Source organism: Priestia sp. FW507-14D1A (assembly GCF_058781295.1).
The window spans coordinates 1,049,098-1,065,265 of record NZ_JBYSWQ010000001.1; the positions used below are offsets into that span (position 1 = coordinate 1,049,098).

A 16,168-nucleotide genomic window follows, 5' to 3' on the forward strand; every position below is an offset into this window, starting at 1 on the left:
GATTGAATTAAACAGCAATGCGACGCGTGATCCATTGCTTCATTTTTGAAAACAATAAGACAAAGATAACCCCTGTTGCTGCTCCTTTTATTAAGTTAAACGGCAAAATACCTGCAACGATATATTGACGTGCTTGTTCACTAGACATTTCTGGCGATTGTAAGAAGATTGTATACGCTGGTAAGAAGACATAATAATTTAAGACAGCCATGAGTACCGTCATTACCACCGTACCCGTAACCAAACCTATCGTTACGCCTTTAGCCGTTTTAAATCGGTTGAACATGTATGATACAGGAAGAACGAACAGTAAACCAGCCACAAAGTTCGCCGCTTGACCAACTGGAACCCCTGTAGCACTTCCTTGAATTAAATAATTCAATAAATTTTTTATTCCTTCTACTATAACAGCAGCCATCGGTCCAAATACAAGTGCTGCTACGAGTGCAGGAATTTCGCTAAAATCAATTGTTAAAAACGGAGGTAATCCAGGAATTGGAAAATTAATCATCATTAAAATATAAGCAATACTACTTAACATTCCTAGCACAACCAGCTTTTGAGTTTTCTTACTTTGTTGCATCTTGCCTCTCTCCTTCTTTGTGATCCACTCTTCAAAGAAGAAAGGTTCAACTTTATATCCCCACGCAAAAACCTCCCAACAAATGATTCGTTGAGAGGAGACATGGCAGGCATATTTAATAAACGTTCATCACATTAGGTTTTGAACGCTGAACCTCCACCTTCTCCCATCCAGACTGTACTGTCGGCTTTGGAATTTCACCAAATCTGCTCGTATGTATTACATATAAGCTCGCGGGCTCAAAACAATTTGTTTTTTACCGCCGGTCGGGAATTTCACCCTGCCCCGAAGATAGACCAATATTTAATTATGAATTTATTATATGTTATCTCGAATTAAAAGTAAATAAAGAAGTTCTTTAATTCCTATTAAATTGATGTATTTTATAAACTTCATTACTGTTTTTATATGAAAAATAAGGAAATAAGTGCATAACCAACAGCATTATGACATATTTATAGTTTCAATTTTACGTTTATAATAGTGTATTTGATAACTAATCGTAAAGTTTGAAAAATATAATTGACAGAATTTTTTTAACATGGTAAATTATCAAATATTTGATGATAGTAAAATCCAAGGGAGATGTTCACGTCATGTATAATGTATTAGTAGCTGATTCAATTAGCAATGAAGGTCTTGCTCCACTACTTGAAGCTCCTCATGTGAATCTTACGCGAAAAAAAGTTGAAGAAGTTGAGAATGATTTGCATACGTACGATGCGCTTTTAGTACGGAGTGCTACGACGGTTACAGAGGATTTGCTGGCAAAAATGCCGAATTTAAAAATTGTTGCTCGGGCTGGAGTAGGTGTCGATAATATTGATATTGAAGCCTCAACCAAACGAGGGGTTGTCGTTATTAATGCGCCGAACGGAAATACCATTTCAACGGCGGAACATACATTTGCTATGATGGCTAGCTTGTTTCGGCATATTCCCCAAGGTAATGCTTCAGTTAAAGCGCGCGAATGGAACCGCTCAGCATTTGTTGGAACAGAGCTTAATCGCAAACACCTGGGCATTATCGGATTTGGACGAATTGGCTCAGAGCTTGCCAAACGCGCAAAAGCCTTCAATATGAGCGTTCACGTTTACGATCCTTTTTTAACATCTTCCCGAGCTGAAAAGCTAGGCGTAGAACTATTATCCCTGGATGAATTACTAGCAGCAGCGGATGTTATTACCGTGCACACTCCGCTTACGAGAGAAACAAAGGGATTGCTCAATCATGACACGTTAGCCAAAACAAAGAAGGGCGTGTTTTTATTAAACTGCGCACGCGGCGGGATCATTGATGAAAAAGCCTTAGTTCATTATTTAGAAATTGGCCATGTTCAAGGTGCAGCTATTGACGTATTTGAAGTTGAGCCGCCGATTGATAACCCTTTGTTACATTTTGATCAAGTTATTACAACTCCCCATTTAGGAGCTTCTACAAAAGAAGCCCAGCTTAACGTTGCTGAAGACGTGGCACATGACGTTTTGCGTTTTCTAGAAGGTAATCCTGTAAGCTCATCCATTAATTTACCGACGCTTTCTAAAGAAGTTTTTGAAAAAATTCAGCCGTTTACGAGCCTTACTAAACAAATGGGAGCTATTTTATCTCAATGCATGCGAGAACCTGTTCAGCATATCTCTATCTCCTACGGAGGTACAGTGACGGATTTGGAAACCACTTATATTACACGGAGCTTATTATCAGGCTTTTTAACTCATCGTATCGACTCACCTGTTAACGAAGTCAATGCTTCTATGATTGCCAAAGAACGAGGAATTACATTTGGTGAAAAAACATCGGAAGATACGCAAGGATATTCCAATATGATTGACGTTACTGTAACAGGCGAACAGCTTACATTTACCATTACGGGTACCTATATAGCCGGCTATGGACCTCGAATTGTTAATATTGATTCGTTTGATATTGATTTTTATCCGGAAGGACATCTTCTTTATATCCGTCACAGTGATCAGCCCGGAGTTATTGGAAATGTAGGGAAAGTACTTGGAGATTTACGTATTAACATTGCTACCATGCAAGTGGGCCGTAAGCAAAAAGGCGGAGAAGCCATTATGATGCTTACGTTTGATAAACTTTTAGATGATTCTGTCATTGCTTCGTTAAAACAAACAAGCGAAATTGTGACCATACAGCGTATTGAATTGTGACATTGAGAAAAAAGAGCCTGAGCGGCTCTTTTTTTATGGACTTATTTTTAATACTTGTCCTGCATTTAACATCGTATTTTCTAAATGATTCCACTTTTTTAGCTGATCCATATCTACTTCATATTTGACTGCGAGCTCAGATAATGTATCTCCTTGATGGATAAGAATACAGTTATCAGAAGTCTGATGTAACTGCTGAAAAACCGTGGCAGCTAAATCGCTTTTTACGTATGCCAATAGTTTTTGATTGTCCAATTTGGCAAGTGGGTTTACTGCATTGGTTTTATCCGGATTCCAACTTCCTTGATGAACTTCAAAATGCAAATGTGCACCTGAAGATCGCCCTGTATTGCCAACTCGTCCAATGTTTTGACCTGCGGCTACACGATTTCCTTCTGTAACAAAACGTTCCTCTAGATGAGCATAGACCGTTTCGTATCCATTTGTTTGTTTGATAAAAACAACCTGTCCGTATGTATTTGAATAATAAGAGCGGCTCACCACTCCTTTTGCAACAGCATACACCTGTGTACCAACAGGTGCTGCTATATCAATTCCAAAGTGTTTGGCGTGACGTGAACCAAATATATCAGTTAAGACTCCTTCAACCGGCCACTCCCACTGCTTCTCTTCTGCTTTTACCATTTGCCCGCCCAAAAATAAAAGACCTATACACAATCCCATTACTAATACAACCAATATTCTTCTTAACACGTCAATCATGAAGAAAGAACCTCCTATGTAGATCATTGCACACAAAACATACTATATGCCAATTCCTTCTCTTTTAGACTTGTTTATAGAAAAAATAAAGAGATGTGATTCAGTGGAGAATCACATCTCTTTATTATTCTTATTATTTCAGCCGAACAAACTGTTATTTAGCATGTTTTTACTTTGGCAATTTGATAAAGAAAGTTGTTCCTTCATTTAATTCACTTTCAACCGCAATGATCCCTTGATGTGCCTCCACGATATTTTTGGCGATTGCAAGCCCAAGACCAGTTCCTGACTTCCCTCTCGTTCTGGCTTTATCCGCTTTATAAAATCGTTCAAATACAAATGGAAGATCTTCTTTCGGAATGCCTGCTCCTGTATCTTGAACAGAAAGATGGATTTCGGATTGACTTTTATCAAGATGCAGCTTTACTTCTCCGTAGTCATCCGTATGACGAATAGCATTATCAATTAAGTTTGTCAGCACTTGTTCCATACGGTCTGAATCAATCATCGCTTCAAATTCATCTTCTATTTTTCCATTAAGAGACAGTTTAATATATTTTTCCTTAGCTAACCCTTGAAACTTACGCAAAACACGTTCTGTAAATTCAACCATTGCTACAGATTCTAAGTGAAGCTGCACATGTCCCGCTTCCATTCGCGCCAAATCTAAAAGTTCATTTACAAGCCGGCCCATACGGAGTGATTCATCATAAATCACCTGTGCAATTTCTTTCTTTTCTTCATCCGTACTTGCAATGTCGTCAATAATAGCTTCACTATAACCTTGAAGCATAGAAATAGGTGTACGCAATTCATGAGACACGTTTGCAATAAAATCTTTTCTCGATTTATCAAGTTTACGCTCTTCAGACATATCCCGTAGTACGGCTACAGCACCGCGAATTTTCGTTTGATTATAGAGCGGTGACATTAAAATGACCCACGTTTTCCCTTGAATTTTCAATTCTGCACTTCGCTCCGTTTCAGTCTCTACTACCGTTTGAAACAAATGGACAACGTTTGCTGGAAGCTCAGGCACCTGCTGATTGTTGACATCCTGCTCGTAATACCAAGTCTGAAGAAAATGCTCCGCTGGGGGATTGGTAATTAAAATCGATCCGTCTCTACTAAACGTAATAACACCGTCTGCCATACTGCTTAAAATACTTGAAAGCTGCTCTTTTTCCTGATTAAGCGCATTGAGGTTAAACTTTAACTGCCTGCCCATTTGATTAAAAGCAATCGCTAACTCTCCAATTTCATCGTGAGTTAAAATAGGTACTTTTGTATCAAAGTTGCCTTTTGTTACTTCAAATGCCGCCTGCCTCATTTTTCTAAGAGGCGCTGTAATTCGAGTGGATAAGAAAAAAGCAAAGATAGTAGTTAAAATAATAGCAATACCTGCAGCCAATAAAATGAACTTAGTCGTATATTGAGCGGGTTCTTCAATTTCAGAAAGAGATTGATACAAATAAACGCCGCCTGTCGGTTTGTTATCTTTCATTAAAGGTACACCGACAACAAACATTAAAGGTTCATCACTCGTGTCTTTCTTTGTGGTCATGTACATTTTTTCCCGTATTACTTTACCTTTTTCAACCACTTGATTTAGCTGATCGTTTTGTTTAACAATGGCCGAAATAGCTTTCTTATTTTCTTTATCAGGATGTGTGGAATGCCAATAAAAATCTTTGTCTTGAACAATAACTACACTTGCTTGGTCTGCAAGTTCACGAGCAATGGATAGTCCTAGTTTTTCATCGTCCGTTTCCTGCACAATGGTAGAGATTTTAGCAGCCGTTTTAGTTAAACGGTTTTCTGCATCTACAACATGATAATTTTCAAAAAACTGAAGCAATAAAATAGTCAAAATAAATAAAACAAGCGTGACGAGCAATAGGATAGTAAACCATAGTTTACCAACTACACTTCTCCAAAACATCAGTTATTTTCAACCTCAAATTTATACCCTACTCCCCATACGGTTACAATCATTTTCGCCGCTTGTGACGATACACGATTTAACTTTTCACGCAAACGCTTGACGTGCGTATCTACCGTACGAAGATCTCCAAAGAAATCATAATGCCATACTTCACGCAGCAGCTGCTCTCTGTCATATACTTTATCTGGCGTTTTTGCAAGGTAGCATAATAATTCATATTCTTTTGGAGTTAAGTTAACTTCTTTTCCGTCTGCTGTAACGCGATGTGCATCATTATCAATCGTTAAGTGATCAAAGACAATAAGATTTTTTACGCTCGTTTCTGGTTGAATAAACGTTGCTTGAGAAGAACGTCGAAGCAGTGCTTTTACGCGAAGAACCACTTCTCTTGGGCTAAATGGCTTAACGATATAATCATCTGTACCTACTTCAAATCCTTGGACTCTGTTTACTTCTTCCCCTTTAGCTGTAAGCATGATAATAGGAGTTGCTTTTTTCTCCCGAATTTGTTTACAAACCTCAATACCATCTATGCCGGGCATCATTAAATCTAATACAATCAAATCATAATCTATGTGTAACGCTTTTTCGATTGCTTCATGCCCATCGGCTGCTTCTTCAATGATGTATCCTTCTTTTTCTAAGTACATTTTTAACAATCGTCTAATGCGATCTTCATCGTCTACTAGCAGTAATCTTTGTTCGTTTTGCATGTCTTTTCAACCTCCTAGTCTTAGTGTACAAAAAAAAACCGGCGAGTTCTACTTATGATACCCAAACAATGTGACAATTCGTGAACACCTTTACGAAAAACAGCTTTTTTTACCAAAAAGAGGCTGAGACGCAACGAAATCCATGCAATCTACAGCTGAATAAATAAAATAAAGAAGCTAGTAGGGATCGCTTGTTTCAAGGCTATAAGCACCTACATACACGAACCTTGCGTTCACCATCTCAATGAAAAAATCCGAACGAATGAGATTCTCCATCAAGAATCTCATTCGTTCGGATCTTCCTTCAACTAAAATATCTTCGTTTCAGCCTCTATTCTATTATTAAAGGTTACGCATATGAATGTAAACCTGCAATAATTAGGTTCACAGCCACTAAGTTGAACATAATGATGGCAAACCCGCCAACTGCCAGCCAAGCTGATTTTTCACCGTGCCACCCTTTCGATAGCCGAAGATGAAGAAAAGCAGCGTAAAATAAAAAGGTGATCAGCGCCCACACCTCTTTAGGGTCCCACCCCCAAAAGCGCGTCCAGGCCATCTGAGCCCAAATCATAGCAAAAATAAGTGCTCCTAGTGTAAAAATAGGAAATCCAATCGCCACTGCTCTGTAGCTTACTTCATCAAGCAAGTCGCTGTTTACCTGCTTCACAAGCGGCTGCAGCGCGGCTCCAATTCGCTTCCGTAAAATAAGACGAATCAGCCAATATAATACAAAGCCACCGCCTAACGACCAAATAACCGTATTTAATTTCTTAGCATTGATAATAGCGGGCATATCAATAAGTGGCTGTATATCGTTCCCATCTGTCCACTCACTTTGATGCGGCCCCACTAGCGGAACCATATGATATACGACTTGCTCTTGTTCTCCACTTTTATTAACCCAATTAAATGATGACTCGTAGTGAGCCGCATTAAAAGCCAGCGTCACCGCTACAAACCCAAGCGTACTAATAAGCGTATACAGGATGAATTCCAGCCAAAATGCTTTTTTATTTCGCTTGGATTGGTCAATCGTTTTGATTAAATAAATCAATCCTGCAACAAAGCTAATGGAAAGCACGGCTTCACCCGTAGCTGCGGTTGTAACGTGGATATGCAGCCAATTCGTTTGGAGAGCCGGTATCAGCGGCGTAATTTCAGTTGGAAACATGCTTGCATAGGCAATGATTAAAAGAGCCACCGGCAATGCAAAAAGTCCAAGCATGCTAAGACGATAAATAAAGTAAATAACAATAAATGCGCCAACAAGCATCATGCCAAAAAACGTCGTAAATTCAAATAAATTACTAACAGGAGCGTGGCCTGATGCAATCCACCTTGTAATAAAGTAGCCAATCTGTGCAATAAAGCCGATGATGGTAACCGCAATTCCAAACGTTGCCCACTTTGTTTTCTTTTGAGCTGCTCGCTTATCTCGAATAGCTCCTCCGAAAAAAAAGGTTGCAACTAAATAAGCAATAAACGCCACATACAGTAAATTACTACTTATACTCGCGTAATCCATGCTTTTTCCTCCTATTTTGTTTCTTTATCATTTTGGTCCTTCAGCTGTGTAAGAGATGTTGATTCTAATAAACCATTTAGTTCTTTTTTAAGCCCATACCAGTTTTTATTTGTATGTGCGGCCAACCATATCTCATTATTGACTTTTTGAATCCACATGCGGCGATGATTCCAATACATCCCTTGAATTACACCAATCATAAAGATGGCTCCGCCAATTCCTAAAAACCAAAGCGTATAGTCTCTGCGAACGGTTAACCCTGTTACATTTTTCGTTTCCACACCAGCAAAGGTCATTTTATAATCGTTATTTCCTAGCGGCTCCAAGTTCTCTCTAATTCCAACAAAAGCAACTTCCCCTTTTTTATGCTGAGGCGTAATCATTTTAAATACAAAAGCAGGATTGTTAGGCACTCTGGTCTTTGTATTTGGATTTCCTTCATCATCAAAGAAAAAGTCTGGAAAGTAGCTCATGAGCTTGACTTTATATCCGTTTTTTAAATCATATGTTTCTTTTGGATTATGTAAATCTACTGTAAGTGAACCAACGTTTCTATTTGCATTTTTATCTGTTAAATGGAAAGACATAGAGCTAAATTCATTTAACTTAAAATCCACTTGGTACATGGCATATCCTTCAAACTTAAGCGGCTGATTCACACGAATCTCTGAATCTTTTATTTTCTTTAACTTTGGATCTGCTCCCGGTATAAGCTTTCCTTCGCGCTTATACAAACTAACATCCGCTTCATATTTTTTGGCTACTTTATTATTCCCTGCACGATCGATTGCTTCTTGAAACACGGCGCTTTCGCTATCTTTATCATACGTTTCAACAGTAAAACGATGGTTTTTCAAAAAATACTCTCCGTTCGTCCCAGGAATAACTTTTGTTTCACCTTCACGGATCCAAAGAACTTCATCTATATACATGCCTGGTACAAATCTAAGCATAGCACCTAGTAAAAAGATAATGAGACCGATATGATTAACGTATGGACCCCATCTTGAGAAGCGTCCTTTTTCAGCCAGCAGATTGCCGTTTTCTTCACGAATAGAGTATCTTCTTTTTTTGAGCATGCTTTTTACATGTTCATAATCTTGATCCGTCCACGATGATGAAATGCTATATAAACGCTGTCTTTTTAAGAAGTTTGGATGTTTTGTTACACTCTGCTTTTTTAGAGCTCGGTACAAAGGCACTACTCGATCTAAACTGCAAATGACTAACGACATTCCTAAAGCAGCAATTAAAAGCAAGTACCACCATGATTCATATAAATGATGAAAACCTAACTTATAATAAAGCTCTCCTGTCCATCCATATTCCTTTTGATAATACTCGTCGGCTGTCACATTAGGTGGTATGTAAGCTTCTTGAGGATAAATGGTTCCGACTGCAGACGCAACAAGCGTCACAATAATGATCCAAATGCCTACCTTTACAGAAGAGAAAAAATTCCATACTTTATCGATAACTGTTTTATTGTACGTTTGCGATCGCCTTGCGCTTCCTTCATAACGCATATCTACTAATTTTTCAGTTGTTTCTTCTGCAATTGGTTTACCACAGGCTTCACACAAAATCGTACCATGCGGGTTAACGTGTCCACACTCACATTTCACGTGTTTCATTGTCAACACTCCCTATGGTTTAATTTCTTCCATATATTCTTTTATTTTAGATTCTTCCAACCCGCCAATAAAGCTGTCTACAATCTTTCCGTTTTTATCAATTAAAAATGTAGTCGGAAGAGGATCTATTCCGTACGCACCCAAAACTTGTGAATCTTTATCCATCAAAATTGGAAACGATAGCCCGTATTGTTTAGCAAACTGCTCTACCGCTATATTCGTTTCTGCAACGTTAACAGCTAAAATTTCAACGCCTTGCTTTTTATATGCTGCATACTGCTTTTCCATAGCCGGCATCTCTTGTTTACAGGGCTTGCACCACGTTCCCCAAAAATTCAAAAAAACTCCTTTACCTTTGTAATCTGATAGCTGATGAGTTTCTCCATTAACATCTCTTAATATAAAGTCAGGTGCCTTATCTCCTACTGATACCTTTTGTTTATCAGCAAAAAATTGAGCATAAAGGGTATATCCAACCGCGCACAGCAAAACTGCTAATATCACTGTTCGAATAATCAAGCGCTTTTTTTTCATGGCACGAACTCCTTTTAACCGCTTTCAATACGCTTTTTTTCTACCATTATATCATTTTTTTGGTAGTGGCTTTCCGATAATATTTCGACGTTTCTGTGAAGTCTTCCTCTCATTCTACAAGTTCGACATTTTTTCAAAAAACCTTGCTTGTTTTTCTAATTCACGACATTTTTCATAAAAAAAAACAGGTAAGTGAAAATTACTTACCTGTTTGAGACATTGAATATAATTGTTTGACTTCATGCGCTGTAAGCTCACGAGCTTCTCCTGCATTTAATCCGCGTAAATCTAAAGGTCCGTAGCGCTCACGTTTTAATTTTAAGACAGAATGTCCGATTGCATCGAACATACGACGTACTTGACGATTTTTCCCTTCGTGAATCGTCAATTCCACAATTGCCGTCTGCTTGCTTTTATCAATAGAAAGAACTTTCGCACGAGCTGGTGCTGTTTTTCCGTCCTCAAGCATCACACCGCGCTGCAGCTGTCTGATTTTTTCACGACTTGGAATTCCTTTAATTTTAGCCACATACACTTTGTCCACTTCAAATTTAGGGTGCATTAGCTGATTGGCAAATTCACCGTCGTTTGTTAAAAGAAGTAAACCCGACGTATCATAGTCCAGACGTCCAATCGGATAAATTCTTTCTTCTACATGTGGAAAGAAGTCAACGACTGTTTTTCTTCCCTTGTCGTCGTTAGCAGCTGAAATGACGCCTCTTGGTTTGTATAACATAAAATAAACGGGCGCTTCGCTTTCTACCGGCACTTCGTCTACTTCAATTTTATCGTTAGGACCTACTTTCGTGCCCAATTCTCTTACAACTTTTCCATTTACTTTCACTCGGCCTTGGCCGATTAATTCTTCAGCTTTACGTCTTGATGCTACACCTGCGTGAGCAATCACTTTTTGTAATCGTTCCATTAACACTTCACCTCTTGTAACATCTTACTTGTTTACGAAGTAATACACAAGTCTATTTGCCACTCAGAGGTAGAATTTTCGATTTCTTACCGGCCAAACACAAGGATTACAATGACAACTGAGGCAATAATTCCTACCAAATCTGCCAGTAAACCAACCTTCAGCGCATCTCCCATTTTTTTAATGCCAACCGCTCCGAAATAAACCGTTAAAATATAAAATGTGGTATCTGTACTTCCCTGCATGGTCGATGCCAAACGACCGATAAAAGAATCAGGTCCGTATGTAGAAATTAAATCCGTCGTGATACCAAGAGCAGCCGTTCCAGATATCGGTTTGATAAGAGCTAAAGGTACAATTTCAGCCGGAACGCCGACTGCTTGCAGCATAGGTTTTAAAACAGATAAGAAAAAATCAAGCGCTCCTGAAGCTCGAAAAATAGAGATGCTCACTAACATGCCGACTAAGTAAGGAATGATGGAAAAAGCAATTTGTAATCCGTCTTTCCCTCCCTCTACAAACTTTTCATACGTAGGAATTTTTTTATAGGTCCCATAAAGTAAAATGCATCCTACAATAAGAGGAATAAACATCAATGATACTTGATTAAGCATAGTCATTTTCGTTTTCCTCCTTTTCGTGTACGTCGATAATAAAAGAAGCGATCAATGATGATAGCTCCTATCGTAGCTACAACAGTTGCTAAAAGCGTGGTACCGACAATTTCAGTAGGATTAGCCGAGTTATACGTAATCCGAATGGCAATAACTGTGGTTGGTATAAGTGTTAAACTGGTGGTGTTAAGTGCTAAAAGTGTGATCATAGAACGGCTTGCTTCGTCTCTATCGCCGTTTAGCTTTTTAAGCTGCTCCATCGCTTTAATGCCAAGAGGAGTTGCCGCATTCCCGAGTCCAAACATATTCGCCATCATATTGGACAATATGTACCCTAGGGCCGGATGATCTTTTGGAACATCAGGAAAAAGTCTTGTAATGATGGGTCGAAACAGTTTCGCTAACTTGTCGAGAAGCCCTGCACTTTGAGCAATATTCATCATCCCTAACCAAAAGACCAGCACGCTGATTAACCCAATGCTGATGGTCACTGCTTCGCCTGCTCCTTGAAAAATTGCTTTGTTTACATCACCAATTTTTCCATTTATAATCGCAAAAACAATTCCGATAATGGTCAGCAGCATCCAAATAATATTAACCATCTGTTTTGGCTCCAGACTGAATAAACATTAATCGCTTCACTTTATCAAAGAAACCTTTTTGCTGCTCGGACTGCTTTTCGAAATAAATTGGAACACTGTCAATCGTCTCTCCACTTCTATAAATATCGAGCTTTCCTACCACATTTGGAACTTCTCCTGTTTCTTTCCACTGCTTTTTAGGCTGAATCAACGTTGTTTTCACTTCTACAGAGCTTTGTTCTTTCTTGGTGAGCGGATAGACAACATTTCGTTTAATATACAGCTGATCTTTATAAAAAGAATCCTTTATATCTGCCAACTCGCCTTTTGCAGCTAAACTGGTCATATCATATTTATCAAATGCATTTTCATACATGGAAATGTGATCGTTCCAATCATCTGGGGCATTAATCGTTACGGCGATTAAATCCATTCCATCTTTTGTAGCAGTTGTTACAAGCGTTCGTTTTGCTAATTTTGTATACCCTGTTTTTCCGCCAGTACAGTATGCATACAGTGTTGTCAGCAGTTTATTTTTGTTTTTCCACACTCGATCCCATTTCTCTTCAGGATGCTTCATTCGATAGACTTTTGTTCCTGAAATCTCTTTGAAAATTTTATTATTCATTGCATAGCGCATGAGCAGAGCCATATCGTGCGCTGTTGAGCGATGATTTTCATGATCGTCTAATCCATGCGGATTTTTAAATGTTGTATTTGTCATGCCAATTTCTTCTGCTTTTTTATTCATCAAATAAACAAATCCATCTTCGCTTCCTCCAACGGCTTCTGCGATAGCTACAGCAGCATCATTACCTGAACGAAGCATCAGGCCATATACTAAATCTTTTAATTTTATTTTTTCACCTTCAACTAAATACACAGAAGAACCTTCAACACCAACTGCGCTGTGGCTAACGGTAACTGTTTTATTTATTTTGCCAGATTCAATCGCCAGTATTGCTGTCATAATTTTTGTAATGCTAGCAATTCGGCTAACTTGATCTGCATTTTTAGCATATAATACTCTCCCTGATTTCTGTTCCATCAAAATAGCACTATGAGCACTTACGCTCCCCGCTGCAGATGATGTGGAAGGCCAACCGCTGAGACATAGCAATACAATAAATAGATAGATGATACTTTTTTTGCTTCTTTTCATGTCATCCCCGTCCCTCTACCTGTTTGTACAAGTTTATGCTCGTCTTTTTTGGTTATGAATGAAAAGATTTGTCCATACAAAAAAGAACATAGAAAAAACTCTATGTTCTTTTACATTTTCACTTCATTTCTTGAAACGATTGAAAAAACAAATCTGCTTCTTGATCGGTTCCTTCTTGTAATAAATCTTCTGGAAGCGGCGGCAGCTCTTCGATACTTTTAAGACCAAAATAGCCTAAAAATTCTTTTGTCGTTCCGTATAAGATGGCCCGACCTGCGCCTTCCGCTCGTCCCACTTCTTTTAATAAAACCTTTCCAATTAAAGTTTGAAGAGGTCTTTCCGTTTTCACTCCGCGAATCTCTTCGATTTCAGCTCTTGTAATTGGCTGCTTATACGCTACAATTGCTAACGTTTCAAGCGCTGCTTGTGATAACGATTGATTAGCAGGAGCTTCTACGAGCTTCTCAATATATGGTGCATACTCTTTTTTTGTAACAAGCTGATAGGCCCCTCCTATTTCAACAAGTGTAACTCCTCTGAACTTACACTCTTGCTCTAAGCTCTCCAGAGCACCTTGAATGTCTTCATGAGGCTTTTCTATAATCTCAGCTAACCGGCTAATGGATAGACCTTCATCACCAGAAACAAAAAGTAAGCTCTCAATAATAGCCTGTAGATTATTCGTTGTCATTCCTCTTCATTCCTTTCTCGATACGATACATAAAGCTCGTCTAGATTGTGCTGCTGTTCCACAACGATTTCATTTTCTTTCATTAATTCCAGCACAGCTAAAAACGTTACAACAATATGATCACGCTCTTGATAAGGAAACAGCTGATAAAAACTTTTTTTCCCTTTAAAGGCTTTTAATTCATTCACAATTTCACTCATGCGCTTATCAATTGGAATGTCTTGCCTTGCTATTTTTGTCTGCATAGGCTTTTTATTTTGCTTTCGTTTCATCAACTTTTGAAAAGCACTTAGCATATCATACAGTGATATATCCAATCCTTCATCCTGAGGCTGCGTACGTTCTTCTGCATTTATTTGCACATTACTTGGAGGTTTTGTATACACATGACTTTGGTCTTCTTCCAGCTTTTGAAGCTCTACAGCCGCTTCTTTAAACTTTCGATATTCAATTAAGCGCTGCATCAATTCTTCACGCGGATCTTCTTCATCGACCATTTCAATTTCATCCATATCTTCTTCATACGTAGGCAGAAGCATTTTACTTTTAATTTGAAGCAAAGTTGCTGCCATGACTAGATATTCACTGGCAACGTCTAGCTGAAGCTCATTCATTGTATGTATAAACATCATATATTGCTCAGTAATTGTCGCTACTGGGATATCGTAAATATCAATTTCAAATCGGTTAATCAAATGCAGAAGAAGATCTAAAGGTCCTTCAAACGCATCTACTTTTACACTATACTCCACTTTTACCTCACCAACACTTTTCAATTGCTTATCATTTCTGCTGCTTTATATAACGTTACTATCATTAGTATAGAGGATTATAGACACATGTCCAATACAAATTAACGTAAAAATAGGTCATTTGCCCATACAAAAAGTTTAAACATACATATGATGTCAAGGTAATAAGATTTTGAAATGGCTGAAGGAGGAACTCGCATGGGTGAAAAATCTTGTGGATACGGTAGCGGTTTCGCTTTAATTGTTGTACTGTTTATTTTATTAATTATTGTTGGTTGTTCTTGCTTACGCTTCTAACCACACATATTGAATAAAAACAAACGTGTTCGCCATACCTTGAGCACGTTTGTCTCTTTAAAGGCACCGCGCTGATGAATAGCTAATTTTTGTGATACACTACATATAGAGTCTTACCAGGAGGGAACAAGATTGTATTCACAAGCCTATATTGATTATTTAGTTCATTTTCATGGCGACCGGGATTACTTTGAATGTCATGAACTGCTAGAAGAACACTGGAAAAAAGACGAAAGAGGACGCCGCAATATTATTTGGGTTGGCCTTATTCAAATTGCTGTTTCACTCTATCATCATCGACGCCAAAATTTCGCTGGAGCCAAAAGAACGATGCAAAAGGCGCTGGCAATTTTAACGAAGGAAGAAGAAAATATTGCACAGCTTGGACTTAATTATCCTTCACTGCTTAAACTTCTTCGCAAACAATTAGCTTTAACCGATACCTATCAGCCATATAAAAGTATTAACTTGCCCATTGAAGATCCAGCATTATTACGGGCTTGCAAACAAAGAAGCACTGATAAACAGCTTGTCTGGTTATCAGCTTCTAATCTGCAAAATGATGCGATTGTTCATCGTCACAGCACGCGAGATCGGTCAGATGTGATTGCGGAAAGACAAGCGAACTTATTGGCAAAACAAAACAACAGGTAGCTAGAAGCTACCTGTTGTTTTATGATGACTAAGATGTGAAAGAAGCTTTCACACCTCACCTAATCATGCTTTTTTTATTCATCCGCCTGACACTTTTCATAAAACGGAGCGATGATTTCACTCGGCTTAATTTGTGCAGTCGTATACATTTCTTTAAGAGCTTTAATCATTTTTTTGCCAATACCCTGTTGGCGGTGTGAAGGGTTTACACTGACGTGTTGAACCTCAATCAAACTTTTATCGAGCATGGAAATGCCAACAATCCCAATAATATCTTCTTCTTGCTTCCAAAGATACAGCTGCCAATGTTCGTTTTGCTCATATTCTTTCATCGTTTGTTGAAGTTTTTTTAAATCTTTTTCCGTAGGTACAAACGATAGAAGACCCATGGCAATTTTTTCATAGTTTCGTTTATAGCGAATAAGCATACGATTCTCCCTCGTCCTCAAACTTTCCTACAAATTAATGTGCTGCGTTTTTTACTGCTTTTATCATACAAAATTTATAAGTAAATAGCAATATTACACAAAAGCTTGTCCTATGTCATGCGTGTATGAGAAACCTAATCTATTACGCTTTTTGAGCTGTTGCGCGAAGAAAAAACGCCGTAACCCCCTGTAAAAGGTTGTTATGACGTTTTATCAGCTAATATCCATTTATA

Annotated in this window: 17 protein-coding genes and 1 riboswitch; of the genes, 3 read left to right on the forward strand and 14 right to left on the reverse strand. The window is 38.3% G+C overall.

Translation table 11 applies throughout. From position 1 onward, the window contains the following. Nucleotides 1-7: 7 nt before the first annotated feature. The gene (locus tag AC3WJG_RS05840; RefSeq protein WP_098331879.1) at nt 8-583 is read right to left on the reverse strand and encodes an ECF transporter S component; all 576 of its coding nucleotides are present in this window, start codon (nt 581-583) and stop codon (nt 8-10) included. Nucleotides 584-737: 154 nt separating this feature from the next. After that, a riboswitch (FMN riboswitch) is annotated at nt 738-880 on the reverse strand. A gap of 299 nt (nt 881-1,179) precedes the next feature. On the opposite strand from AC3WJG_RS05840, the gene serA reads away from it, so the two are divergent. After that, nucleotides 1,180-2,754: a phosphoglycerate dehydrogenase gene (gene serA / locus AC3WJG_RS05845; RefSeq protein WP_337133926.1), complete on the forward strand. Its 1,575-nt coding sequence runs from the start codon at nt 1,180-1,182 to the stop codon at nt 2,752-2,754. Between the two features lie 33 nt (nt 2,755-2,787). Here serA and AC3WJG_RS05850 read toward each other — a convergent pair whose 3' ends face one another. From AC3WJG_RS05850 to AC3WJG_RS05905, 12 genes are all read right to left on the reverse strand, one after another. Continuing rightward, complete coding sequence (locus AC3WJG_RS05850) at nt 2,788-3,477, reverse strand: peptidoglycan DD-metalloendopeptidase family protein (protein ID WP_060747009.1); 690 nt, start codon at nt 3,475-3,477, stop codon at nt 2,788-2,790. Between the two features lie 169 nt (nt 3,478-3,646). Next, on the reverse strand, nt 3,647-5,419 hold the full coding sequence (locus AC3WJG_RS05855; RefSeq protein WP_337133925.1) for an ATP-binding protein: 1,773 nt from the start codon (nt 5,417-5,419) through the stop codon (nt 3,647-3,649). Continuing rightward, entirely contained in the window at nt 5,419-6,135 is a 717-nt protein-coding gene (locus AC3WJG_RS05860) for a response regulator transcription factor (RefSeq protein ID WP_013059051.1), read from the reverse strand. The genes AC3WJG_RS05855 and AC3WJG_RS05860 overlap by 1 nt, the downstream gene beginning before the upstream one ends. Before the next feature lie 349 nt (nt 6,136-6,484). Further along, entirely contained in the window at nt 6,485-7,663 is a 1,179-nt protein-coding gene (ccsB, locus tag AC3WJG_RS05865) for a c-type cytochrome biogenesis protein CcsB (RefSeq protein WP_028410714.1), read from the reverse strand. Between the two features lie 11 nt (nt 7,664-7,674). Beyond that, nucleotides 7,675-9,297 (reverse strand): cytochrome c biogenesis protein ResB, encoded by a 1,623-nt coding sequence (gene resB / locus AC3WJG_RS05870; protein WP_028410713.1) that lies wholly within the window; start codon nt 9,295-9,297, stop codon nt 7,675-7,677. Nucleotides 9,298-9,309: 12 nt separating this feature from the next. Continuing rightward, a complete protein-coding gene (resA, locus tag AC3WJG_RS05875; protein ID WP_028410712.1) occupies nt 9,310-9,831 on the reverse strand; it encodes a thiol-disulfide oxidoreductase ResA in 522 nt (173 codons plus the stop codon). Nucleotides 9,832-10,030: 199 nt separating this feature from the next. Next, on the reverse strand, nt 10,031-10,756 hold the full coding sequence (locus AC3WJG_RS05880; protein WP_013059055.1) for a pseudouridine synthase: 726 nt from the start codon (nt 10,754-10,756) through the stop codon (nt 10,031-10,033). Nucleotides 10,757-10,842: 86 nt separating this feature from the next. Next, the gene (locus tag AC3WJG_RS05885; RefSeq protein WP_013084923.1) at nt 10,843-11,376 is read right to left on the reverse strand and encodes a spore maturation protein; all 534 of its coding nucleotides are present in this window, start codon (nt 11,374-11,376) and stop codon (nt 10,843-10,845) included. Continuing rightward, nucleotides 11,373-11,972, reverse strand: coding sequence for a nucleoside recognition domain-containing protein (locus AC3WJG_RS05890; RefSeq protein WP_013059057.1), 600 nt, complete (start codon nt 11,970-11,972; stop codon nt 11,373-11,375). The genes AC3WJG_RS05885 and AC3WJG_RS05890 overlap by 4 nt, the downstream gene beginning before the upstream one ends. Beyond that, nucleotides 11,965-13,113, reverse strand: a complete 1,149-nt coding sequence (locus AC3WJG_RS05895) for a D-alanyl-D-alanine carboxypeptidase family protein (protein WP_028410711.1) — start codon at nt 13,111-13,113, stop codon at nt 11,965-11,967. Before AC3WJG_RS05895 ends, AC3WJG_RS05890 begins: the two co-directional genes overlap by 8 nt. Nucleotides 13,114-13,231: 118 nt before the next feature. Next, nucleotides 13,232-13,804: an SMC-Scp complex subunit ScpB gene (scpB, locus tag AC3WJG_RS05900; RefSeq protein ID WP_013059059.1), complete on the reverse strand. Its 573-nt coding sequence runs from the start codon at nt 13,802-13,804 to the stop codon at nt 13,232-13,234. Further along, complete coding sequence (locus AC3WJG_RS05905; RefSeq protein WP_013059060.1) at nt 13,801-14,556, reverse strand: segregation/condensation protein A; 756 nt, start codon at nt 14,554-14,556, stop codon at nt 13,801-13,803. Before AC3WJG_RS05905 ends, scpB begins: the two co-directional genes overlap by 4 nt. Before the next feature lie 198 nt (nt 14,557-14,754). On the opposite strand from AC3WJG_RS05905, the gene AC3WJG_RS05910 reads away from it, so the two are divergent. Both AC3WJG_RS05910 and AC3WJG_RS05915 read left to right on the forward strand, forming a co-directional pair. Then, nucleotides 14,755-14,853 (forward strand): YjcZ family sporulation protein, encoded by a 99-nt coding sequence (locus AC3WJG_RS05910; RefSeq protein WP_170836726.1) that lies wholly within the window; start codon nt 14,755-14,757, stop codon nt 14,851-14,853. A gap of 132 nt (nt 14,854-14,985) precedes the next feature. Next, nucleotides 14,986-15,507, forward strand: coding sequence for a DUF309 domain-containing protein (locus AC3WJG_RS05915; protein WP_028410710.1), 522 nt, complete (start codon nt 14,986-14,988; stop codon nt 15,505-15,507). A gap of 74 nt (nt 15,508-15,581) precedes the next feature. Here AC3WJG_RS05915 and AC3WJG_RS05920 read toward each other — a convergent pair whose 3' ends face one another. Next, nucleotides 15,582-15,935 carry a GNAT family N-acetyltransferase gene (locus tag AC3WJG_RS05920; RefSeq protein ID WP_013059063.1) on the reverse strand — a complete coding sequence of 118 codons (354 nt, stop codon included), beginning with the start codon at nt 15,933-15,935 and terminating at the stop codon, nt 15,582-15,584. Nucleotides 15,936-16,168 lie beyond the last annotated feature (233 nt).

Coding starts and splice junctions, on each gene's coding strand:
- AC3WJG_RS05840 (WP_098331879.1), bottom strand. CDS start 583: ATGCAACAAAGTAAGAAAACTCAAAAGCTGGTTGTGCTAGGAATGTTA.
- serA (WP_337133926.1), top strand. CDS start 1,180: ATGTATAATGTATTAGTAGCTGATTCAATTAGCAATGAAGGTCTTGCT.
- AC3WJG_RS05850 (WP_060747009.1), bottom strand. CDS start 3,477: ATGATTGACGTGTTAAGAAGAATATTGGTTGTATTAGTAATGGGATTG.
- AC3WJG_RS05855 (WP_337133925.1), bottom strand. CDS start 5,419: ATGTTTTGGAGAAGTGTAGTTGGTAAACTATGGTTTACTATCCTATTG.
- AC3WJG_RS05860 (WP_013059051.1), bottom strand. CDS start 6,135: ATGCAAAACGAACAAAGATTACTGCTAGTAGACGATGAAGATCGCATT.
- ccsB (WP_028410714.1), bottom strand. CDS start 7,663: ATGGATTACGCGAGTATAAGTAGTAATTTACTGTATGTGGCGTTTATT.
- resB (WP_028410713.1), bottom strand. CDS start 9,297: ATGAAACACGTGAAATGTGAGTGTGGACACGTTAACCCGCATGGTACG.
- resA (WP_028410712.1), bottom strand. CDS start 9,831: ATGAAAAAAAAGCGCTTGATTATTCGAACAGTGATATTAGCAGTTTTG.
- AC3WJG_RS05880 (WP_013059055.1), bottom strand. CDS start 10,756: ATGGAACGATTACAAAAAGTGATTGCTCACGCAGGTGTAGCATCAAGA.
- AC3WJG_RS05885 (WP_013084923.1), bottom strand. CDS start 11,376: ATGACTATGCTTAATCAAGTATCATTGATGTTTATTCCTCTTATTGTA.
- AC3WJG_RS05890 (WP_013059057.1), bottom strand. CDS start 11,972: ATGGTTAATATTATTTGGATGCTGCTGACCATTATCGGAATTGTTTTT.
- AC3WJG_RS05895 (WP_028410711.1), bottom strand. CDS start 13,113: ATGAAAAGAAGCAAAAAAAGTATCATCTATCTATTTATTGTATTGCTA.
- scpB (WP_013059059.1), bottom strand. CDS start 13,804: ATGACAACGAATAATCTACAGGCTATTATTGAGAGCTTACTTTTTGTT.
- AC3WJG_RS05910 (WP_170836726.1), top strand. CDS start 14,755: ATGGGTGAAAAATCTTGTGGATACGGTAGCGGTTTCGCTTTAATTGTT.
- AC3WJG_RS05920 (WP_013059063.1), bottom strand. CDS start 15,935: ATGCTTATTCGCTATAAACGAAACTATGAAAAAATTGCCATGGGTCTT.